26 protein-coding genes and 1 tRNA gene are annotated in these 18,289 nt (G+C 55.2%); 14 read left to right on the top strand and 13 right to left on the bottom strand.

Features of this window, described 5'->3' with window-relative positions:
• Window positions 1–5 precede the first annotated feature (5 nt).
• From rpmI to KGB20_RS04565, 7 genes are all read left to right on the top strand, one after another.
• Window positions 6–200, top strand: coding sequence for a 50S ribosomal protein L35 (gene rpmI / locus KGB20_RS04595; RefSeq protein ID WP_002553160.1), 195 nt, complete (start codon window positions 6–8; stop codon window positions 198–200).
• A 28-nt stretch (window positions 201–228) separates the two neighbouring features.
• Window positions 229–585 (top strand): 50S ribosomal protein L20, encoded by a 357-nt coding sequence (gene rplT, locus KGB20_RS04590; protein WP_007905879.1) that lies wholly within the window; start codon window positions 229–231, stop codon window positions 583–585.
• A 109-nt stretch (window positions 586–694) separates the two neighbouring features.
• Complete coding sequence (pheS, locus tag KGB20_RS04585; protein ID WP_007975711.1) at window positions 695–1,711, top strand: phenylalanine--tRNA ligase subunit alpha; 1,017 nt, start codon at window positions 695–697, stop codon at window positions 1,709–1,711.
• 26 nt (window positions 1,712–1,737) lie between these two features.
• Complete coding sequence (pheT, locus tag KGB20_RS04580; RefSeq protein ID WP_154910102.1) at window positions 1,738–4,116, top strand: phenylalanine--tRNA ligase subunit beta; 2,379 nt, start codon at window positions 1,738–1,740, stop codon at window positions 4,114–4,116.
• Between the two features lie 3 nt (window positions 4,117–4,119).
• A complete protein-coding gene (ihfA, locus tag KGB20_RS04575; protein WP_002553164.1) occupies window positions 4,120–4,422 on the top strand; it encodes an integration host factor subunit alpha in 303 nt (100 codons plus the stop codon).
• Complete coding sequence (locus tag KGB20_RS04570) at window positions 4,403–4,759, top strand: MerR family transcriptional regulator (protein ID WP_003179985.1); 357 nt, start codon at window positions 4,403–4,405, stop codon at window positions 4,757–4,759. Before ihfA ends, KGB20_RS04570 begins: the two co-directional genes overlap by 20 nt.
• 89 nt (window positions 4,760–4,848) lie before the next feature.
• A tRNA-Pro gene (locus KGB20_RS04565) sits at window positions 4,849–4,925 on the top strand.
• Between the two features lie 89 nt (window positions 4,926–5,014).
• On the opposite strand, the gene KGB20_RS04560 is transcribed toward KGB20_RS04565, so the two are convergent.
• The 5 genes from KGB20_RS04560 to KGB20_RS04540 all read right to left on the bottom strand — a co-directional run bounded on the left by KGB20_RS04560 (window position 5,015) and on the right by KGB20_RS04540 (window position 7,833).
• The gene (locus KGB20_RS04560; protein ID WP_223532135.1) at window positions 5,015–6,127 is read right to left on the bottom strand and encodes a tyrosine-type recombinase/integrase; all 1,113 of its coding nucleotides are present in this window, start codon (window positions 6,125–6,127) and stop codon (window positions 5,015–5,017) included.
• The gene (locus KGB20_RS04555) at window positions 6,127–6,339 is read right to left on the bottom strand and encodes a hypothetical protein (protein ID WP_150715352.1); all 213 of its coding nucleotides are present in this window, start codon (window positions 6,337–6,339) and stop codon (window positions 6,127–6,129) included. Before KGB20_RS04555 ends, KGB20_RS04560 begins: the two co-directional genes overlap by 1 nt.
• 44 nt (window positions 6,340–6,383) lie before the next feature.
• Complete coding sequence (locus tag KGB20_RS04550; RefSeq protein WP_223532132.1) at window positions 6,384–7,130, bottom strand: hypothetical protein; 747 nt, start codon at window positions 7,128–7,130, stop codon at window positions 6,384–6,386.
• Entirely contained in the window at window positions 7,127–7,372 is a 246-nt protein-coding gene (locus KGB20_RS04545) for a hypothetical protein (protein ID WP_223532130.1), read from the bottom strand. The genes KGB20_RS04550 and KGB20_RS04545 overlap by 4 nt, the downstream gene beginning before the upstream one ends.
• 212 nt (window positions 7,373–7,584) lie before the next feature.
• Window positions 7,585–7,833, bottom strand: a complete 249-nt coding sequence (locus tag KGB20_RS04540) for a hypothetical protein (RefSeq protein WP_223532128.1) — start codon at window positions 7,831–7,833, stop codon at window positions 7,585–7,587.
• Between the two features lie 109 nt (window positions 7,834–7,942).
• Between KGB20_RS04540 and KGB20_RS04535 the strand changes: the two genes are divergently transcribed.
• Both KGB20_RS04535 and KGB20_RS04530 read left to right on the top strand, forming a co-directional pair.
• On the top strand, window positions 7,943–8,638 hold the full coding sequence (locus tag KGB20_RS04535) for a hypothetical protein (RefSeq protein ID WP_223532126.1): 696 nt from the start codon (window positions 7,943–7,945) through the stop codon (window positions 8,636–8,638).
• A 329-nt stretch (window positions 8,639–8,967) separates the two neighbouring features.
• Complete coding sequence (locus KGB20_RS04530; RefSeq protein ID WP_223532124.1) at window positions 8,968–9,609, top strand: hypothetical protein; 642 nt, start codon at window positions 8,968–8,970, stop codon at window positions 9,607–9,609.
• 42 nt (window positions 9,610–9,651) lie between these two features.
• Here the strand turns inward: KGB20_RS04530 and KGB20_RS04525 are convergent, their stop codons facing one another.
• Entirely contained in the window at window positions 9,652–10,575 is a 924-nt protein-coding gene (locus KGB20_RS04525; protein WP_223532122.1) for a DNA cytosine methyltransferase, read from the bottom strand.
• 66 nt (window positions 10,576–10,641) lie between these two features.
• On the opposite strand from KGB20_RS04525, the gene KGB20_RS04520 reads away from it, so the two are divergent.
• A complete protein-coding gene (locus tag KGB20_RS04520) occupies window positions 10,642–11,337 on the top strand; it encodes a hypothetical protein (RefSeq protein WP_223532121.1) in 696 nt (231 codons plus the stop codon).
• A 130-nt stretch (window positions 11,338–11,467) separates the two neighbouring features.
• Entirely contained in the window at window positions 11,468–12,295 is an 828-nt protein-coding gene (locus tag KGB20_RS04515) for a hypothetical protein (RefSeq protein WP_223532119.1), read from the top strand.
• A 30-nt stretch (window positions 12,296–12,325) separates the two neighbouring features.
• Here the strand turns inward: KGB20_RS04515 and KGB20_RS04510 are convergent, their stop codons facing one another.
• From KGB20_RS04510 to KGB20_RS04480, 7 genes are all read right to left on the bottom strand, one after another.
• Window positions 12,326–12,634: a hypothetical protein gene (locus KGB20_RS04510; RefSeq protein ID WP_223532117.1), complete on the bottom strand. Its 309-nt coding sequence runs from the start codon at window positions 12,632–12,634 to the stop codon at window positions 12,326–12,328.
• Between the two features lie 81 nt (window positions 12,635–12,715).
• Window positions 12,716–13,030 carry a hypothetical protein gene (locus KGB20_RS04505; RefSeq protein ID WP_223532115.1) on the bottom strand — a complete coding sequence of 105 codons (315 nt, stop codon included), beginning with the start codon at window positions 13,028–13,030 and terminating at the stop codon, window positions 12,716–12,718.
• Window positions 13,027–13,308, bottom strand: coding sequence for a hypothetical protein (locus tag KGB20_RS04500; protein ID WP_223532113.1), 282 nt, complete (start codon window positions 13,306–13,308; stop codon window positions 13,027–13,029). The genes KGB20_RS04505 and KGB20_RS04500 overlap by 4 nt, the downstream gene beginning before the upstream one ends.
• A gap of 313 nt (window positions 13,309–13,621) precedes the next feature.
• Window positions 13,622–13,783, bottom strand: coding sequence for a hypothetical protein (locus tag KGB20_RS04495; protein WP_223532112.1), 162 nt, complete (start codon window positions 13,781–13,783; stop codon window positions 13,622–13,624).
• Between the two features lie 420 nt (window positions 13,784–14,203).
• Window positions 14,204–15,082 (bottom strand): hypothetical protein, encoded by an 879-nt coding sequence (locus KGB20_RS04490; RefSeq protein ID WP_223532110.1) that lies wholly within the window; start codon window positions 15,080–15,082, stop codon window positions 14,204–14,206.
• Window positions 15,063–15,878 carry a hypothetical protein gene (locus KGB20_RS04485; protein ID WP_223532109.1) on the bottom strand — a complete coding sequence of 272 codons (816 nt, stop codon included), beginning with the start codon at window positions 15,876–15,878 and terminating at the stop codon, window positions 15,063–15,065. Before KGB20_RS04485 ends, KGB20_RS04490 begins: the two co-directional genes overlap by 20 nt.
• Complete coding sequence (locus KGB20_RS04480; RefSeq protein WP_223532107.1) at window positions 15,835–16,506, bottom strand: hypothetical protein; 672 nt, start codon at window positions 16,504–16,506, stop codon at window positions 15,835–15,837. The genes KGB20_RS04485 and KGB20_RS04480 overlap by 44 nt, the downstream gene beginning before the upstream one ends.
• A gap of 106 nt (window positions 16,507–16,612) precedes the next feature.
• Between KGB20_RS04480 and KGB20_RS04475 the strand changes: the two genes are divergently transcribed.
• The 3 genes from KGB20_RS04475 to KGB20_RS04465 all read left to right on the top strand — a co-directional run bounded on the left by KGB20_RS04475 (window position 16,613) and on the right by KGB20_RS04465 (window position 18,286).
• Window positions 16,613–16,816, top strand: a complete 204-nt coding sequence (locus KGB20_RS04475; protein ID WP_223532105.1) for a Cro/CI family transcriptional regulator — start codon at window positions 16,613–16,615, stop codon at window positions 16,814–16,816.
• Window positions 16,817–16,884: 68 nt separating this feature from the next.
• Window positions 16,885–17,307 carry a phage regulatory CII family protein gene (locus KGB20_RS04470; protein WP_223532103.1) on the top strand — a complete coding sequence of 141 codons (423 nt, stop codon included), beginning with the start codon at window positions 16,885–16,887 and terminating at the stop codon, window positions 17,305–17,307.
• A gap of 277 nt (window positions 17,308–17,584) precedes the next feature.
• The gene (locus KGB20_RS04465; protein WP_223532101.1) at window positions 17,585–18,286 is read left to right on the top strand and encodes a phage antirepressor KilAC domain-containing protein; all 702 of its coding nucleotides are present in this window, start codon (window positions 17,585–17,587) and stop codon (window positions 18,284–18,286) included.
• The last annotated feature ends 3 nt before the right edge of the window (window positions 18,287–18,289 follow it).

Here is an 18,289-nt window from a genome sequence, read left to right as displayed (position 1 = left end):
CGAACATGCCAAAAATGAAGACCAAAAGTGGTGCTGCTAAGCGGTTTCTGAAAACTGCTAACGGTATCAAGCACAAGCACGCTTTCAAGAGCCACATCCTGACCAAAATGTCGACCAAGCGTAAGCGTCAACTGCGCGGTAGCAGCTTGCTGCATCCGTCTGACGTGGCAAAAGTCGAGCGCATGCTGCGCCTTCGTTAATTTTAGTCAAGAATAGAGGAAGTAACTCATGGCTCGTGTAAAGCGTGGCGTCATTGCCCGTAAGCGTCACAAAAAAATTCTGAAACTTGCTAAAGGCTACTACGGCGCACGCTCCCGCGTATTCCGTGTTGCCAAGCAAGCGGTAATCAAGGCAGGCCAATACGCCTACCGTGACCGTCGTCAGAAAAAACGTCAGTTCCGCGCTCTGTGGATCGCTCGTATCAACGCTGGTGCTCGTATCAACGGTCTGTCCTACAGCCGTTTCATCGCCGGCCTGAAAAAAGCGTCCATCGAGATCGACCGTAAGGTTCTGGCTGATCTGGCAGTGAACGAAAAAGCGGCGTTTGCTGCGATTGTCGAGAAAGCTAAAGCCACCTTGGCTTAAGTACCCCCGACAGTCACCCGGCCTCGCATCTGTGGGGTCAGGTGTTAAACGTCATAAATAGGGGAAGAGCCTTCAAGCTCTTCCCCTATTTTGTATCTGGAGTCTGTACATGGAAAACCTGGATGCGCTCGTCTCTCAAGCTCTAGAGGCTGTGCAAAGCGCTGAAGATATCAATGCCCTGGAGCAAATCCGGGTTCACTACCTTGGCAAGAAGGGTGAATTGACTCAGGTGATGAAGACCCTGGGGAATTTGCCGGCAGAAGAGCGTCCGCAGGTCGGTGCGCTGATCAACGTTGCCAAGGAGCGTGTCACAGAGGTCCTTAATGCGCGCAAGGCATTGTTTGAAGAAGCCGATCTGGCTGCCAAACTCTCTGCCGAGTCCATTGACGTGACCCTGCCTGGCCGTGGTCAGACCTCCGGTGGTCTGCATCCGGTTACCCGTACTCTGGAACGCGTCGAACAGTTCTTCACCCGTATTGGCTACGGCATCGCCGAAGGCCCTGAGGTCGAAGACGACTATCATAACTTCGAAGCGCTCAACATCCCCGGCCACCACCCGGCCCGGTCGATGCATGACACCTTCTATTTCAATGCGAACATGTTGTTGCGCACCCATACCTCGCCGGTACAGGTCCGCACCATGGAGTCGAAACAGCCGCCGATCCGCATCGTCTGCCCAGGCCGTGTATACCGCAGCGACTCCGATATCACCCACTCGCCGATGTTCCACCAGGTCGAAGGCCTGCTGATCGATCGCGACATCAATTTCGCCGACCTCAAAGGCACCATCGAAGAGTTCCTGCGGGTGTTCTTCGAAAAGGAACTGGCGGTGCGTTTCCGTCCTTCGTACTTCCCGTTCACCGAGCCATCCGCAGAAGTCGACATGGAATGCGTGATGTGCAGCGGCAAAGGCTGCCGCGTCTGCAAGCAGACCGGCTGGCTGGAAGTGATGGGTTGCGGCATGGTTCACCCGAACGTGCTGCGCATGTCCGGGATCGACCCGGAAGAGTTCTCGGGCTTTGCCTTCGGCATGGGCGTAGAGCGTCTGGCCATGCTGCGTTACGGCGTGAACGACTTGCGTCTGTTCTTCGACAACGACTTGCGGTTCCTCGCGCAATTTCGCTAGTCGTAACGAATTCTTAGGAGAGCAGGATGAAATTCAGTGAACAATGGCTGCGTGGCTGGGTTAGCCCGCAGGTAAGTCGCGACGAGCTGGTTGCTCGTCTGTCGATGGCCGGTCTTGAGGTCGATAGCGTTACGCCGGCCGCCGGTGTTTTCAGTGGCGTGGTCGTTGGCGAGGTGCTGAGCACCGAGCAGCACCCGGACGCCGACAAACTGCGCGTGTGCCAGGTCAGCAACGGTTCGGAAACCTTCCAGGTTGTTTGCGGTGCGCCAAACGTGCGCCCGGGCTTGAAGATTCCTTTCGCCATGATCGGCGCCGAGCTGCCAGGCGACTTCAAGATCAAGAAGGCCAAGCTGCGTGGCGTCGAGTCCAACGGCATGCTGTGCTCGCAAACCGAGCTGCAGGTTGGTGAAGGCAATGACGGCCTGATGGAGCTGCCGGCCGATGCGCCGGTGGGCGAGGATTTCCGCGTTTACCTGGACCTGGAAGACGCCAGCATCGAGGTCGATCTGACCCCGAACCGTGGTGACTGCCTGTCCCTGGCCGGTCTGGCCCGTGAAGTGGGTGCCCTGTACGCCGCTGCGGTGGTCCGTCCGGTGGTGGCTTCGGTTCCTGCCGCCCACGATGAAGTGCGCTCGGTAGAAGTGCTGGCGCCCGCCGCGTGCCCACGTTACCTGGGGCGTGTGATCCGTAACGTCGACCTGTCCAAAGCAACGCCGCTGTGGATGGTCGAGCGTCTGCGTCGTGCCGACGTGCGCAGCATCGACGCTGCCGTCGACATCACCAACTATGTGATGCTGGAGCTGGGTCAGCCGCTGCACGCCTTCGATCTCGCCGAAATCAACGGTGGCATCCGTGTGCGCATGGCTGAAGAGGGCGAGAGGCTGGTGCTGCTCGACGGCCAGGAAGTCAGCCTGCGTAGCGATACGCTGGTGATTGCCGACCACTCCCGCGCACTGGCAATTGCCGGCGTCATGGGTGGCGAGCACAGCGGTGTTTCCGCGACCACACGTGATGTGTTCCTGGAAAGCGCCTTCTTCGACCAGATCGCCGTAGCAGGCAAGGCCCGTTCCTATGGCCTGCACACCGATGCATCCCATCGCTATGAGCGTGGCGTGGACTGGCAGCTGGCCCGCGAAGCCATGGAGCGCGCGACTGGTTTGCTGCTGGAAATCACCGGTGGTGAAGCGGGTCCGATCATCGAGACCGTCAGCGAACAGCACCTGCCGAAAATTGCTCCGATCACCCTGCGTGCCCAGCGTATTACCCAGATGCTGGGTATGGAAATGGATTCGGCCGAGGTGGAGCGTCTGCTCAACGCCTTGGGCCTGACCATTACTGCCGACGGGGCAGGGCAGTGGCGTGTAGAAGTTCCAAGCCATCGCTTCGATATCAGCCTGGAAGTGGACCTGATCGAAGAACTGGCACGCCTGTATGGCTACAACCGTTTGCCGGTTCGTTATCCGCAAGCGCGTCTGGCGCCGCAAGCCAAGGCAGAAGCTCGTAGCGACCTGCCTGAACTGCGCCGCCTGCTGGTTGCCCGTGGATATCAGGAAGCAATTACCTATAGCTTCATCGATCCGAAACAGTTCGAACTGTTTAATCCGGGTGTGGAGCCGTTGCTGCTGGCCAATCCGATCTCCAATGACATGGCTGCCATGCGTTCGTCGCTGTGGCCGGGTCTGGTCAAGGCGCTTCAGCACAACCTGAACCGTCAGCAGGATCGCGTGCGTCTGTTCGAAAGCGGCCTGCGTTTCGTTGGCCAGCTTGAAGGTCTGAAGCAAGAGCCGATGTTGGCGGGTGTTGTTTGCGGTAGTCGCCTGCCGGAAGGCTGGGCGCAGGGTCGCGATACCGTCGACTTCTTCGACGTCAAGGCAGACGTGGAAGCGGTGCTGGGTTTTGCCGGTGCTCTGGATTCGTTCACTTTCGTGCCGGGCAAACACCCAGCGCTGCACCCGGGTCAAACCGCGCGCATCGAACGTGACGGTCGTCTGGTCGGCTTCATTGGCGCGATCCACCCTGAATTGTCGAAAACCCTCGGTCTCGACCGTCCGGTCTTCGTCTTCGAGCTGGTTCTGGCGGAAGTGGCGTCGGGCAAAATGCCAAAATTCCACGAGTTATCGCGCTTTCCTGAAGTGCGTCGTGACCTTGCACTGATTGCGCACAAAGACGTTGCAGCCACGGCTGTACTGGACGTAATCCGTGAAAATGCAGGCGAATGGCTGACAGACCTCAGGCTATTTGACGTGTATCAGGGTAAAGGCATTGATCCTGATAGAAAAAGCCTCGCAGTCGGCTTGACCTGGCAGCATCCATCGCGCACTCTTAATGACGATGAGGTGAATACCGCAACGCAAAACATCCTCACCTCGCTCGAACAAAGGTTGAACGCCACGTTAAGGAAGTGACGTATGGGGGCTCTGACGAAAGCTGAGATGGCGGAACGTCTGTATGAAGAGCTGGGCCTGAACAAACGGGAGGCCAAGGAATTGGTCGAACTGTTTTTTGAAGAAATCAGGCACGCTCTCGAAGACAACGAACAAGTCAAATTGTCCGGTTTCGGCAATTTCGACCTTCGGGACAAACGCCAGCGGCCTGGCCGCAATCCGAAAACGGGGGAAGAAATCCCGATCACGGCTCGCCGTGTGGTCACCTTTCGTCCAGGGCAGAAGTTGAAGGCCCGAGTTGAGGCTTATGCTGGAACCAAGTCATAACGACGAGCTCCCCGTCATCCCGGGCAAACGCTACTTCACCATTGGTGAAGTCAGCGAGCTGTGTGCGGTAAAACCACACGTGCTGCGCTACTGGGAGCAGGAGTTTCCTCAACTCAACCCTGTCAAACGCCGCGGAAACCGCCGGTATTATCAGCGCCAGGACGTGCTGATGATCCGGCAGATCCGTGCGCTCCTTTACGATCAGGGGTTCACCATCGGCGGAGCGCGCCTGCGTTTGTCCGGTGATGAGGCCAAAGACGACACCACCCAATACAAGCAAATGATCCGCCAGATGATCGCCGAGCTCGAAGATGTTCTGGTGGTACTCAAGAAATAAATTCTCGCTTTTAAATACTTTCAGTTTTCAAAAGCTTGCGATATATTCTTGAGCGTTCCTCGAGATGAGGAATGGGTTTCACGCCTAGTCGGGGCGTAGCGCAGTCCGGTAGCGCACTAGCATGGGGTGCTAGGGGTCGAGTGTTCGAATCACTCCGTCCCGACCATTATTCCTGAGTAAAATCAGACACTTAAGCCGATCACATAGATCGGCTTTTTTGTGCCTGCGCAAAACCCGCGCAAAACTGGCGCAAAACTACCCCGTGATTTCGCTGATATTCAGGTCCGGAATCGCCTCGGACCAGACGATTTCGGCGTGGTTCTTCTGGTAGTTTTTGGTCATGCTCTCGCTGGCATGACCGGCGATTTTCTGCCCGTCCTTTCCGGCTTTCTGGTACAGGTGCAGCGACAGCGCTCGCACTTCGTGGAAGCCCGGCATTTCCTCCTCTTTCCATCCCTTGTAACAATCCGCCGCTTCGCGGGCCTCTTTAAAGGCTCGCGTCAAATATCGTTCTTCTACCTGCGTCCAGTGGTCTTTGGTTTGCGCCTGTTTCTGTTTCTTGCGATCAGGCCGGCGGTGGACCAGGTAAGGCGAAACGATGTCATCCCGGCACCGGCTGATCACGGCCTGGAGTTCTTCGGTCACTTTGAACCGGATCCACGCCGCGTCACTGGCCTTGGCCGTCTTCTGCTGCACCACATACAAATAACCTTCCCGAACACCATCGAACCGCATGTTCAAAATGTCGGTACGACGTTGCGCAGTGATCAGCGCGAGGTCGATCGCATTCTGCAGCCAGAACGGCGACTTCTCCCGGATGGCCTTCAGGCCTTCAATTGTGTGCCGCTTGCGCTGCTTCTTCTCGATACGATTGATCGTGCTGGCTGCCGGGTTGTCCGGGCACAGGCCTTTGGCCGCTGCGTGATTGAAGATATCAACCAGCAAGGCGCGGCATTGATTGGCGGTTCGCGGGGTGAGTACGTCGAGCATCTCCGCAATCATGCGGATTGTGATCTGGTCGACTGCTTTTCCTTCGAACTGCTTCCGGAAGCGACGGAAGTGCACGGCGTATAGGCCAAGAGTCCCTTTAGCCAGTTCGCGCGGAGGCAGCACGTCGCGCTCATACGTGTCCAGGAAACCGGTGAACGATTCGGATGTGCTGCCCATCACGGCGCCGATCAGATCAGCACCGCGCATGAACTCCAGATTCAACTGTTTTGCCGCGTCGATGGCCTTGATCCGGTCGGCGCCGAACTGAAACCACTTACCGTCGGTAGGCCGGCGGTAGCGATAGGTCGAACGCCGCGAATCGAAGTACAGGTTCTGCGGTAGGCTCTTGTTCGCCTTGTTACGCGGCCGTGGGACCATCATGCAGCTCCTTTCAATACCATCGCCACCAGGTCGTTGCCGTCCGAGCGGGTGAATGCGGTCCAATCAACGTACCAGAGTTTTCCGATCTGCTCGCCCGGCACAACGCCGTTACGGATGTGGTTGCGAATCGCCTGAGGGCATTGCGGTGTACCGTTCTCGCCCCAGCGCCGGCGCTGAAACTCACTGATCTTGATCAGTTCTTTTCTCATAGGGTGCTCCAAGCCGCCCGGGGCGGCAGAAGGTTGGGATGGAGTTAAAGCAGTGCGCCTTGAGTTGGTGCGATCTCTGGGATGCTGTAAGTCCAGCGCGGTGGTGAGTTGTGCGACTCGATGCGGCAGCGCATCACCGCTGCTCGTGCTTCCTTGGTGGGCGGCGAGTAGGTGCCGCGCCACGCCTGGTCGATACCGATGTTTCGGCCGATGTTCGTGCTATCGGCGCTTGAGAGCGGCAGGTGGCCGAAGATCGCGGGATCAAGCATTCGCAAACCGTGAAGCTTGCACATGGGGCGGCCATCATCGTCGCAAACAACCCGCATGGCCTTTCCCATCTGCACCCACCAAGCAGCGCTGCCTGGCTGTGAGAAGTCACCCGAACTGCCGATGCAGACTCTTGGCCACCCGCTGGCAAGGCGTTCCAACCGTTCGAGACTTTCATGCATGTGCCAAACCGGAGCGCCAAACCATCGAGGCAGCGGCCACTCTTCAAGCAGCGCGTCGTTCGCCCTTTCATCACCGTCAATTACGTCGGGTATAACGGCGAAGTCGCACGCCGGAATCAGCTTGGCGTCCGCCGCCCAGCGGTAGAACGGTTGCCAGTCGGTGACGGGCGTTCCTTGTTTCCAAGCGGAGAACGCTCCGTTGTCGATGGCAAACGACTGGCAAACTTGGGCTGCAAGTGCGAGTTGCCGAGGATCACTGAAGCTTACGAAGGCATGGCCGCCGCCAATCGCCGCAGCTGCCGCTGTCTCTGGTGTGATCGGCAAGCCGTGGTAGTGAATCATCCGCTTAGCCTCACTGTTTCGATTTCGACGCCCTGGTGCGTGGCGATGATCGTTTGATCGCCGCCCAGTGCTTCGGCGAGTCGGTCGGCGATCTGCTCATGCCAACCTTTCTTGATGGCTGCGGTTTCCTCCCCGATGCGCTCGACGCGGATCATCACAGGCGAACGGACTTCCAGGCGGTAGATGATCAGTTCGCCGTCGGACGGGCAAACGGCTGCGAAGGTGTGTCGATAAATATTCACGCGCAGTCCTCGCCCGCCGTTCATCGGCAGGCTGATAGGTGGATTGTGAAATCAGATGAGGGGCGTCAGGCGAGCTGAGCGGGTGAGCTACGGTTTATTGGTTCACTTCGCCAGTTGCGTACACGCTTTCTCCCCTGAGGTGACTGGAGGGGTGAACCCTTACCGCCGCGGCCCCTTGTAGATGAGCCAGAGCATGTAGAGCGGGGCGAAGATCATGGGGCCACCTCACTGGGCTTTTCGGTCAGCTTCCATTTGGTGTTGTTGCTCTGGCTGTGATCGGCCTCGACCAACCCGTCACGCTTCATCCTCTCCAGTTTCCGGCGAATCTCGGGAGTGTCGCTGGCGCCGGAGACGTGAAACTTGAACCACCAGGTGGGAAACCAGCCGCGAACATTTTTTTCGTTCTTTCGCATGTACTGGATGATCCGCTCTCGCAAGGTCGCGGCAATTTCTTCAGGCATGACTTCGTCCTTGCCGCTATAGCGGCTGACTTTGAAGGGGGAAGGAGTTACCACTTAGTGCTTGATATTTTGTTACAGTGCCCGGCTATATTCGCCAAGGACGAAAGCTATGAAACATTATCGAGACTACTGGGCGCACCAAGCGAAGTGGTGGTGCAGCAGAAACTTGGAGTGGTGGGCAGTTCATTTCACGGCCCTATATATAGGCGGCGCTATTTTGATAATGGGAGCGAGATTCGATGAGCTAATTACACTGGAGTTGAATGCAATCGGGGATTTGTCAGCTGGGGTTTTTGGTCCTGTCGCTTTTCTATGGTTAGTTCTAGGTTACATACAGCAGGGGCGCGAGTTAAAAATAAGCTCTGATGCGCTCCAAATGCAGGCTGCGGAATTAAAAGAGTCGGTCGAGCAGCAGAAAGCACTTGTTGAAGCGCAGCAAGAGAATTTACGCCATTATGAACGATCACTCGAGCCTCTCCTGGAGCTTAAATATATGGGCGCTCAGGAGATAGAAGGGGAGTGGTTAGAGAACTTTGAAATTAGAAATTTTGGCACTTATTGTGATGGTGTAGTGGTCCGCCTTAGTAGTGACGAAGTTGAGAAACCTCCTATGCCTCTAGAGCCGCTGCATAAAGACGTCGTTCGAGGTTTTTTCTTAAGTGATATGAGTGGGGTTTTTCAAAAATTCGAACTAACAGTTCAATATAGAAAGCTTAGTGGCTTGGCAAGTTTTCAGATATTCGACATCTTCGTTACTGAAGATTATGAAGGTCAGAATGTTCGAATAAAAAAGCAACCGTTTTAGTTGCAGTGTTAACTATCGCCGGGGCATGCCCGGGCGGTGGAGGGGTGGATAGCGGAGACAAACGGTCGGTTTCAATTAATTGCGAAGTCGTTTGCGAGCGGATGTAGCGTTCCGCATCCTTTGGCTATCGACAGGCCGGAGAGCGATCGCATGAAACGACTGACTGAGTGGCTAAACCTGATTGCTGCTGTGATTCGATTGATCAATGTGCTCAGTCGTATGGGCTGGTTTTGATTCCGCTGCAAACGCTTCCGTAAGTGATGGGCATGAAACGGACTCGCCGGTATATTGCGATTTGACTTTTTGGGGAGATAGGGATGTCAATTTGTTTGGCTATTACCGATGCGGACTGGTCGCTCACTAAAGATGTGTTCACCATAGTGGGGACGCTAGTTAGTGCCGCTGGCGTTGGGTTGGCTTTTTATGTTGGTCTCGCCGGCCTCGCAACGTGGAGAAAGCAACTTAGAGGGACAGCGCATCATGAGCTAGCCAGAAAAGCTCTGGTCGAACTGTATAGGTTTCGTGAGTCCGTAGAGCGCGCTCGCTCGCCAGTGATGATGCGCGCTGAGATGGATCTCGATCCCCAAGAAGATGTTGATTTGTCTTCCAGGGAGAGAGGCTATCTGCGCCATTACGCCGGTTATCAAAGGCGGTTCGAAACGGTTTTCGCCGCGCGAGCGCCTATTGAAGCAACCTTGCTTGAAAGTGAAGCTCTGTGGGATAAGGAGTTGCATGAGCTTTTTGAGCCGTTATTCAAACTTCAGCACGAACTCAAAAATTATGTTGAGTTCTGGTTTATGGCGTCAGATCCACGCGAAGATGATGCTTATAAGGCAGCTCATTGGGACGCCATTAAAGACAAACCAAACTTGCGTTATGACAATATGAGCGAAGAAGGTGATGAATTTCGTCAAAAATTCAATCGCTGTGTCACAGCTATTGAGCAATATTTAAAGCCAAAACTCGCATGACCTTTTTGGTCCTTCCACTTCAACGCAATAGTTGAGGGTAGGTCAGGCAGCTGCTTTGAGCGCTTCGATTATTCGCTGCCCTGCCAGCGGAGGTACCGCGTTGCCGGCCATGTGCATAGTCAGTCGATGATTATCCGGCCGCTTTGTGTCCGTCGGAAACGACATAGCAGCAAGCGCTTCGTTGGCCGAGAGCATCCGCATCTCATCACCGCGCACCAGAGCCCACCGGTCAAGCGTGGTGATGGTCCCGATCGGGCGCTCCAAACTGCGGCCAGTCAGGCCCGAGCCTGATCCGTAATAGGGCATGATGAAACGATCACCGAAGCGCTCCCGGCCATTCTTCACGCGGAGCAGGGTCGATTCAGCCCGGCCCGGCTTCACAACCGGGCTCCACTTGCCCGCTTCGAAATCGATGAAGGATGAGGCTGGCACATGCCGGCGCTGGTGAAGTTGAAGGTTCAGCGGTGCCTTGCTCCGGGTGCAAACCAGAAACAGGCGCACGCGGTGTTGTGGTACGCCGAGATCTGCGCAATCAACGACATGCGGCGCGATCATGTAGCCCAACGCTGTTATTGCCTGCGACCAGGCAGGGTACAAGGCCCAGTCCGTAAATTCTTCGACGTTCTCGACCAGCACCACTTCTGGCCGGTGGAACTCGGCAGCCGACACAACCGCCCAGGCCGTGGACCGCGATGCGTCGTGCTGAGCGTTCCCGGACTTCTTGCCTCGCGCCTTCGAATGTCCCTGGCAGCAAGGAGAGGCCAGCATAATGTCGTGAGCGGGGACCTTCGACCAATCTGCCTGATGCAGGTCCTGGCAGATGTGAATGGCGTCCGGGTGGTTGGCGCTGTGCCACTCAACCGCTACCGGCCAGTGGTTAGCGGCCCAAAGAACGTCGATGCCGGCATTGCGGGCACCGGTTGACCATCCGCCGAGACCGGCGAACAAATCTATTGCAGTAGGCATTGTGATACCTCGCGCTAACGGTTGCGGGCCTGATAACATCAGGCGACCGGTTAGGATGAATAATTTATGAAAGATAAAGTTGTTTGGTTGGTTTGCTTTTTGTTGTTTTTGGCAGGGGTTGTATGGGGAAAACTCACTTTTTCGAGCGATTTTTATAAAGTCGCAAATATTCACGATTTGTTTGAAATATTCGGCGCAGCATCAACCGTTGGCGCAGTATTTGTAGCGTTAATAGGGTTGAGTACATGGAGGAAGCAAGTAAAGGCCTCATCGGATCATGAGCTTGCTTCCGAATTAATAGTTGCAATGCGGAGATATCAACAGGAGTTGGTAAAGTGCTGGTACTTGGCTGAGTCTTCTGTTGAGCACATTAAAAATAACACTTGGATAGGAAATGGTGGCAGGGAAAACCATCTCGTACGGCTTTACGAGGGAAGACTGGAAGACGTGCAAGCCTCAAGAGCAACCCTTGAAACCATTGAGCTGAAGGCTGCTGAGTTGTGGGGTCTAAAATTCGAATTGGGATTCTTTATGGCGTATAAAGCTGAATCTGTTTTTTGCGCTTACATACATGACTATTTGTCGTTGTTAATAGACGGGGGATTTAATCCTGTTGCGGAAGAAAGATCTGATAAAACACTAACCCGGTGGGAGCATTTAGTTGAACAGGGACTGGTTGATGGCCAGTCAGTATCGGATTATGTTGATGGTCTTTATTCTGAAATTCGGCGACAGCTCCGGCGGAAGCTGATCATGGTTTAATTGGATAGGGTTTGGTAGGCGTTCATCGCTGGGCTGGCGTGATTCGTTGAAGTGGGCTATTGATTGATGTCTTGGCGTAACGCTGACGACGGCAAGTAGGCGGCCCCACTACAACCAAAAGGAATTTTTTGTGACTATTTCTCAGCAAGTAGATGATGCTAAATTTCTAATTGCACAAGGGCGACATATTGGGGCTTTGACGATTTTGTCATTGGCCGTTGCTGCATCATCAAGAAAAGTCTTTCCAGCAAAAGTAACGAAATCCCTCAGAAATAATGACGTAATGCGTGATGAGGAAGCGTTTACATTATTTCTAGGTGGGAGGATTAGGCGGATAGTTCAAAATGTAAACATAGGCCCCGAATTTTGTGCCTCTGGCTTTACTGTAATGTTCAAGGGGGAACCGAAAGCTGTCGAGTACTTAATATACAAGTATTACAGAAACGGATTGGTCCATGAGGCTGATTTGCCAGAAGACGTCGAGTTTGTAGAGTCGCAGCCAGGGGGCGCTACATTTGCCAATAATGGTGTGAGTGTTGGGATCAGCTGTGGGGATAAACTTATTCTCGATTATGGATGGCTTGATGTATTGGTTAAGGCGGTAGTTGAGGCGCCGTGCAACGGCGAGGAGTTCGGAATAAAGCATTACAAGCTAGTCGCAAATGACGGAATAGATGAAGTTGAGTTCGAGAGTGAAATTATTGCTAAATACAATGCCTCGCAAGCGCGGGTTAATACTTTTAAGAATTCAGTCAGGTTGCTTTCTCATGACTCAATCCTGAGTTCAAATGATAATGAACTTATAGGTCTTTTCCTTGCTAGGGTCAGAGCCGGAGAAATTAGCGGTGTTGCTCGCTTGGCCTCTAGAGGTCTTGCTGATACTGAAGGTCGGTTGCAACCTTCTGGTTTGGCAATGCTGCGAGACATCGCGGGAGCTTATTCCTTAGTTGAGTATTGACTACCAGCTATAGTCGTTTTAGTTGTATGGCTATTGTTCAACGCCCGTCTTACGGAACTTTTCAAGCTGTCGCGACCACTTTTCAGAAACTGAAATTTCAGGTCGCGACATGCTTGCGAAGCGGGCCGACTCTTCGGCCGGCGATGCGGCCAGGTTGATCAGGAACGTCGACACCGTCTCCTGCCATTCCTCGAAGTCGTGGCGCTCGCCCAGCACCTGAAGCGCGTCAGCGAGCGCTTTCGACACAATCAGCGACCGCTTTTCGGCGCCGATTCGGTCCAGCAAAGCTTTCTCCTTGGCGCGCTTGTCCCGCTGAATCTGCGCATTGTCTTTGGCCATGGCCTGCCTCTTCAATTCCGTGGGCCGGTAGATCCAGCCATGTCTGTCGTCGGCGCTGGCGCACCTGGTTGTTGATGCGTCTCACGGCGGCCCCGGGAAGTTGATGTTGTTCTCGCGGGCGATGAGCCTGGCGCGTTTGGTTTCCATACCCATTTCCTTGGCCGCCTCGATCACCGTCTTGCCGGAGTCGGCCAGCGCCTTCAGCTGCGGGGCGAGTTTGTCGCGCTCGACCCGCAGCTTGTTGCTGTGGGAAGTGCCGAAGATCACTTCCCGTTCGCCACTGACACCGGCGGCGATTTCCTGCACTGACCGGCCGGCACCGAAGAACTGATCCAGTTGCTGGTTCAGGTTCGCGATGAGCGAGTCTCGCGGGTTGGGCATTGGTACGCCGATCATTTCCGATCACCTGACAGCGAGAGCTTGATGCCGTCGTCGCGCGCTTCCAGATGCTGGGCGAAGTTCACGGCTTCTTTCCAAGTCCAGCGAAAGCCCTTCACCTTGCGGGTGGCCAGCTCAATGATGTGATACGCCTTGCCCTTAGTGACGACCTGGTAGCGAATCTTTTGCACGGGCAGCTCTTGGCCAATCATGGCGTAGAACGCGGCGGTGGCGATGCTTGCACGAGCACGCAGGGCGGCAACCCCGTCGACTCGCTGTTGAAGTGATGGATGCATGGCGACTCCTCGGTGGGGTTGCGTGTATTCGTCAGCACTCGGGCCTCCTGCTGGATGCCGTTGGGCGCAGGGGAGAGTGCTGACGGATAAAGGCAGGCGTAAAAAAGCCCGATCGGAACCGGGCTTTTGTTTGCGTCACGAAGACCTCCCTACGTGATCGCAGGTGCCGCCATTGGGCGGGCCTGGATATCTATCGGTTACATGGCTGCCAATCCTCCGTGCTGGGTTGGTTGATATGCGGGAGGGCCGCGTTGCGCAGTGCAGAGTCATCCGCATCCCGATGCACCCTGTCGCCAAGGTGCAGCAGTGATGCTTAGTCAGCCTGGAGCGCTTCGATTGCCTGCCGGTAATCGGCAGCGTTGGTGCGGTTGTTCGCCGCGTCTTCGAGCTGACCTTCAGCCTCCTGGATCGCAGCGTTGTTCTCGCAGTTGGAAGCGTGGATTTCGAGCGGGGCGATTACTGTTGCGTGCTTCATGGTTGATTACCTGTCGGTTGTCATCCCAAGCAGCCTTCGGTGGAAGGCTGCTCAGTGATGCTGTCCGTCCTATTACCGCTGGAGGAGCGGGGCGCATCGCTTGCCGGGTCATTCACACGGTTAAGGCGTTTCACCATCGAGCAGCCGTCCAGGTTGTTCCTGCCGTTGGCAGGCTTTCGGGCCTGTCTGCTCGCCGGTCGCCGGTAGAGGCAATGCGGTCTGTTGTTTGTTGCGCTGGCTGTTAAAGAGCTGCGGGTCTTTTTAGGCCCTGCCGAGTCGCTGTGGCGTCTCGATGGATTAAATATATCCACAGGATATACATTGGTCAACTCTAATGGATATAAATAATTTCCAAGGCGCAAAAAAGCCCGCGTTAGGCGGGCTTAGGGATTGGAGATCGAGACGGGTGAGGCGGGGCGGCTACGCGGCGGATCGTTCCAGGCGCTGTATTTCTTTGGCGCCGTCGAAGGCGGAGTGAACGATCACAAGATCAAAGTCTTTTTTCTCCGCCATATCCTGAAGCATCAGGATTCGCTCGTTGTAGCTCTTCTTGGCGGAGGGCTTTGCAATTTCGACCGTAGAGTCATACGGGACCACCAGCATCATGGCGGCTCTATGATCGTGAGCGATCATGGCGTCATGGCTCTTCAGTTGCTCCAAGCGGAAGACTTTAGCTGTAGCGGTCTCGAAGAGGGATCCGAGTCGATAGTTGGGCGATATGCTGCAAACGTTGACCGCTATCCGTGATGAGAAATAGTCACACTGTAAGGATATGCCTGACCCCCTGATAGTGACGTCCACCATTCGGTTGAAGTGTGGCATTAGGGTTTTGTCCACCCGCTCCATGGCCTTTTGAACTCGCTTCCAGTACGAAGATCGGTCGTGAACCGACCTGGACTCATCCGCGTGTATATGGCTCAAGCTTGAGCAAAGGTCGGCCCCTTGAGAAATTATATCCTCTAAGTCGTAACCAATCCCTTCGCGCGCTTCCCCCAAAATCACACCGTGGATCCCGGAAGAGAAGCCTTTTATGAAGCCCCCTTTCGCGTAGTGCATGGCCTTTTTTAGAGCCAGCTCCATCGTTGTCTTCATCCCTACAGAAGCATCTCCGTATAGGCACTGGATAGCCTTGTCAGTGATGGTCAGCGCGCCCGCGACTTCGCCGCCAGCTGCCGCCACCACCCCAATGGTGATCCGCTCGCCAGACTCAACGACAGGCTCAAGATAAACGGGGGCCCACTGCGCTTCGCAGTTTGGAAAATCTGGTATCCCGTCGATTTCAGGCGCGTGGGCGTTCATTGGATAGGTCTAAGTGAGCTTGACGAAGGCCTAAGCCGCTTTCGAGGAGCTTAGGCACGTGGCTGATCCTGTCTTCCAGGAACTGTATTATAGCTTCTACGTGGCCGGCAGATACCTTGCACGGGCCAGGCAATGCAGCTTCTGCGTGAGCGCCGATACCGATTCCACCCAGAGCGAATGCTTCATCCTTAAGGCGCTGATGGGTCCGACGAATCTCGAAGTTGCTGAGGTCTTCAGACAGGCGCGCCAAGAGGTAGTTCTGGATTTTTTCATGCGCCCTTACCAAAGGGTGACGTAGAGCCTCTTCATGGTCAATGAGCCAAATCTTACCATCAGCCCCCATTAGGATATTTCTGAGATTTCTATCGCCGTTGGCGATCAACTCGTCAAAAACAATCGCCATCCGGGCATGACCCCATTTGTTCAGGAGGTCATTCACATCGTCTAGCCGGGCTATGCGAGATATCGGGGTCGCGCCGCAATCAAGACTGGCGACACACAGCTCGAATTCTGAGGCGGTACCGACAGTTTGACCCTTGGCCCATACAGGGATTGTAACCGGCACAGGAAGACCCAGGGACTGTCCCAGCAGAGAACTGAGCACTTCAGCATAAATCAGGCGAGCAGGGAGCATCTTCACGTATGCGTTCAGGCGCTCTCTGCCTTTGATTTGCACAGTCCCGTAGAAGAGGGGGTGCTGGCCGCAAACAGCTGGGTCTGATACCCGTTTGCCGGTCAGGAACAGGCCTAAATCAATCTGACTTGGAACTCGACTTTTTGGGTCTTGCACGGACATTACTGCTCTGTTCCTTCAGATGTTCTTTATCGGCTCCATGTTTGATCATAGAGAGTAGGTCGTCGGGATTTTCGTCGGTTTCAGCGGTCTTGAAGGCAGCTCCGATTAGTCCAGACATGTGCTTAGACATGTCGGTACCTGGCTCAACGCGCATGTGGACTATGTCGTCTCGAAGCTTGAGTAGCGTATCCACCTGGTGCTTCGTAAGGCTTTGGGCTGATGCGTGGGCGGCGATTACCGATATGGCAGATGTAATCTCTAGCAGCAGGGAATCTGTCGCCCTGACCCACTGAGACTTGGCCTCTGGTTCAGGCTTCAAGGACTCAGGAAAGACGGAAGCAGCGAAGGCCGTTATCTCTTTCGCGAGCCTTTCGCTGTAAGCCTTCGGCGGTATGCCAGTCAGCGCATAAATCTTGGCGGCCATCTCCTTGTTGAGTGGACGCCTCCCATTCAGGTGTCCGTTCAAGTTCCCCTGAGCCATGCCGAGTTCGGCAGCAAGCCTGTCTTGGGTGAATTTTTCAGCCCTGGAGACGGATGCGTTGTATCGCGCAAGCGCGTCCTTGAGTGCAAAGCACTCAGCCTTTTCCCAGTCCTCCAGCGGGCGCCGGTCAGTGTTTTCGGTATTCATCCGTCAATCCTATTGCCATTGGGAATATTTTGCTATTTCCAATGGGCTTGATAAAAATATCCCGTGGATATAATCTTTGCCTGAAGTCAATACGGAGGGCTAAGACATGCCCCGAATCACACTCAGTCAATTTGCCGCCGAGAAGGGCCAAACCAAAGCCGCGTCGCTACTCGGCATGAGCCAAGGCGCGCTCAACAAAGCGTTGCGTGTTGGCCGCGATATCTACGTTACAGAGCACGCTGACGGCTCCTTTGCGGCAGAAGAGATCCGGCCTTTCCCGTGCCAGGTTCAGCTCAAAAAATCCGCTTAACCCCCACGAGAAACAGTTTGCGATTCGTGATGGCACGCAGCCACTGAAACAAAAACGAGGATTTACGAATGGACGAGTTTTTAAGGGCCTGCCAAAGCGCGGTCCTAGACAACGAAGCGAAGGTGCTGGCCGGCCAGATGGGCGTCCCGCACGTGAGCCTGTTGCAACGTGCGAACCCAGATAACGACGCCCACCACCTCACCATCGAGCATCTGTTCGGGATTTTGCTGCATACCGGTGACATGCGCCCTCTGATGACCCTGGCTGATCAGTTCGGTTTTGAGTTGGTCGCCAAGGTAGCGCCGGAGCCGAAGGCGCTGACTGCATCGCTGATCAACGTTGGCAAAGAGGTCGCGGATCTGACCATCGCAGTGCACGAAGCCCTGGATGACAACCACGTTTCACCGCTCGAGAAAGCGGCGATCCGTAAAGAGTTAGGGCATGTCCGGCAAAGCCTGGATGTGATGGAGCAGTCGGTCAAGGTCGCCTGAGCAGTAGGCGCGCGACCGAAATGAAACAGTACCGGCGGGGGCCGGTGAGCAAGGAACGCGTAGTCGGCACTTAATCCGTTCGCACCAGGAAGACCATTAGGGGAAAGGAAATGGACGGCAAGACATCAGGACGTGTGGGGACATTGAACGCTGAGGGCGGTAGCTCAGTCGGCGGGATTGGTCGCGTCTTCGGAAAAGTAATCACCTGAATCGCAGACACAAAAAAGCCGGGCTGCAACCCGGCTCTTTAAAAACGCTAAACACTTGAGGGACCATTATGAACACGATCGTCGCTCCAAGCAATACGGTCACCATGTCGAGCCGGGAGATTGCCGAGCTTACCGGGAAGCAGCACCAACATGTCGGCCGCGACATCAAACGCATGCTCGGCGACCTCGGGTTTGATGCGTCCACTTCTGGACGCATCTATCTGGACAGCTTGAACCGTCAGCAAACCGAGTATGTGCTTGGCCAGGATCTGGTCATTACCTTGCTTGCCGGATACAGCGCACCGCTTCGCTATCGTGTCGTGACACGTTTGCAAGAACTCGAAAACGTGTCGCGACAGGTTGTCACGATCCCGAAAACTCTTCCCGAAGCACTACGGTTTGCCGCCCTGCAGGCTGAACAGAATCTTCAACTCCAACAAGTCATCGACAAACAGGCGCCAAAGGTCGAAGCGCTGCATCGCCTGGCCAAAACCCAAGGCGACGTCTGCATCACCACCGCTGCACAGATTCTCGGCGTTCGCCCCACCAAGCTTTTTGCCTGGCTGAACCAGAACCGCTGGATTCATCGCCGCACCACTCACTCAAGCTGGGTTGCGTATCAGCCGCGCCTGAACACCGGCTGGCTCAAGCACAAGCTGGTCAAGGTCGGCGGCGGGGAAGGGCAAGACATCAAGGTCGTCGAGCAGGTGATGGTGACCCGCTCGGGCATCGTCACGCTCGCGGAACAACTTCAAGGAATCACGCTGTGAGTG

This window comes from Pseudomonas sp. BF-R-30 (genome assembly GCF_019956175.1).
Classification (GTDB): Bacteria; Pseudomonadota; Gammaproteobacteria; order Pseudomonadales; family Pseudomonadaceae; genus Aquipseudomonas; species Aquipseudomonas jessenii.
The sequence above is the reverse complement of the archived record's forward strand: the minus strand, read 5'-3'. Positions and strand labels throughout refer to the sequence as shown.

Bases quoted from the DNA above. Each gene is read 5' to 3' on its own strand.
- rpmI (WP_002553160.1), top strand. From the start codon at position 6: ATGCCAAAAATGAAGACCAAAAGTGGTGCTGCTAAGCGGTTTCTGAAA.
- rplT (WP_007905879.1), top strand. From the start codon at position 229: ATGGCTCGTGTAAAGCGTGGCGTCATTGCCCGTAAGCGTCACAAAAAA.
- pheS (WP_007975711.1), top strand. From the start codon at position 695: ATGGAAAACCTGGATGCGCTCGTCTCTCAAGCTCTAGAGGCTGTGCAA.
- pheT (WP_154910102.1), top strand. From the start codon at position 1,738: ATGAAATTCAGTGAACAATGGCTGCGTGGCTGGGTTAGCCCGCAGGTA.
- ihfA (WP_002553164.1), top strand. From the start codon at position 4,120: ATGGGGGCTCTGACGAAAGCTGAGATGGCGGAACGTCTGTATGAAGAG.
- KGB20_RS04570 (WP_003179985.1), top strand. From the start codon at position 4,403: ATGCTGGAACCAAGTCATAACGACGAGCTCCCCGTCATCCCGGGCAAA.
- KGB20_RS04560 (WP_223532135.1), bottom strand. From the start codon at position 6,127: ATGGTCCCACGGCCGCGTAACAAGGCGAACAAGAGCCTACCGCAGAAC.
- KGB20_RS04555 (WP_150715352.1), bottom strand. From the start codon at position 6,339: ATGAGAAAAGAACTGATCAAGATCAGTGAGTTTCAGCGCCGGCGCTGG.
- KGB20_RS04550 (WP_223532132.1), bottom strand. From the start codon at position 7,130: ATGATTCACTACCACGGCTTGCCGATCACACCAGAGACAGCGGCAGCT.
- KGB20_RS04540 (WP_223532128.1), bottom strand. From the start codon at position 7,833: ATGCCTGAAGAAATTGCCGCGACCTTGCGAGAGCGGATCATCCAGTAC.
- KGB20_RS04535 (WP_223532126.1), top strand. From the start codon at position 7,943: ATGAAACATTATCGAGACTACTGGGCGCACCAAGCGAAGTGGTGGTGC.
- KGB20_RS04525 (WP_223532122.1), bottom strand. From the start codon at position 10,575: ATGCCTACTGCAATAGATTTGTTCGCCGGTCTCGGCGGATGGTCAACC.
- KGB20_RS04520 (WP_223532121.1), top strand. From the start codon at position 10,642: ATGAAAGATAAAGTTGTTTGGTTGGTTTGCTTTTTGTTGTTTTTGGCA.
- KGB20_RS04510 (WP_223532117.1), bottom strand. From the start codon at position 12,634: ATGGCCAAAGACAATGCGCAGATTCAGCGGGACAAGCGCGCCAAGGAG.
- KGB20_RS04505 (WP_223532115.1), bottom strand. From the start codon at position 13,030: ATGATCGGCGTACCAATGCCCAACCCGCGAGACTCGCTCATCGCGAAC.
- KGB20_RS04500 (WP_223532113.1), bottom strand. From the start codon at position 13,308: ATGCATCCATCACTTCAACAGCGAGTCGACGGGGTTGCCGCCCTGCGT.
- KGB20_RS04495 (WP_223532112.1), bottom strand. From the start codon at position 13,783: ATGAAGCACGCAACAGTAATCGCCCCGCTCGAAATCCACGCTTCCAAC.
- KGB20_RS04490 (WP_223532110.1), bottom strand. From the start codon at position 15,082: ATGAACGCCCACGCGCCTGAAATCGACGGGATACCAGATTTTCCAAAC.
- KGB20_RS04485 (WP_223532109.1), bottom strand. From the start codon at position 15,878: ATGTCCGTGCAAGACCCAAAAAGTCGAGTTCCAAGTCAGATTGATTTA.
- KGB20_RS04480 (WP_223532107.1), bottom strand. From the start codon at position 16,506: ATGAATACCGAAAACACTGACCGGCGCCCGCTGGAGGACTGGGAAAAG.
- KGB20_RS04475 (WP_223532105.1), top strand. From the start codon at position 16,613: ATGCCCCGAATCACACTCAGTCAATTTGCCGCCGAGAAGGGCCAAACC.
- KGB20_RS04470 (WP_223532103.1), top strand. From the start codon at position 16,885: ATGGACGAGTTTTTAAGGGCCTGCCAAAGCGCGGTCCTAGACAACGAA.
- KGB20_RS04465 (WP_223532101.1), top strand. From the start codon at position 17,585: ATGAACACGATCGTCGCTCCAAGCAATACGGTCACCATGTCGAGCCGG.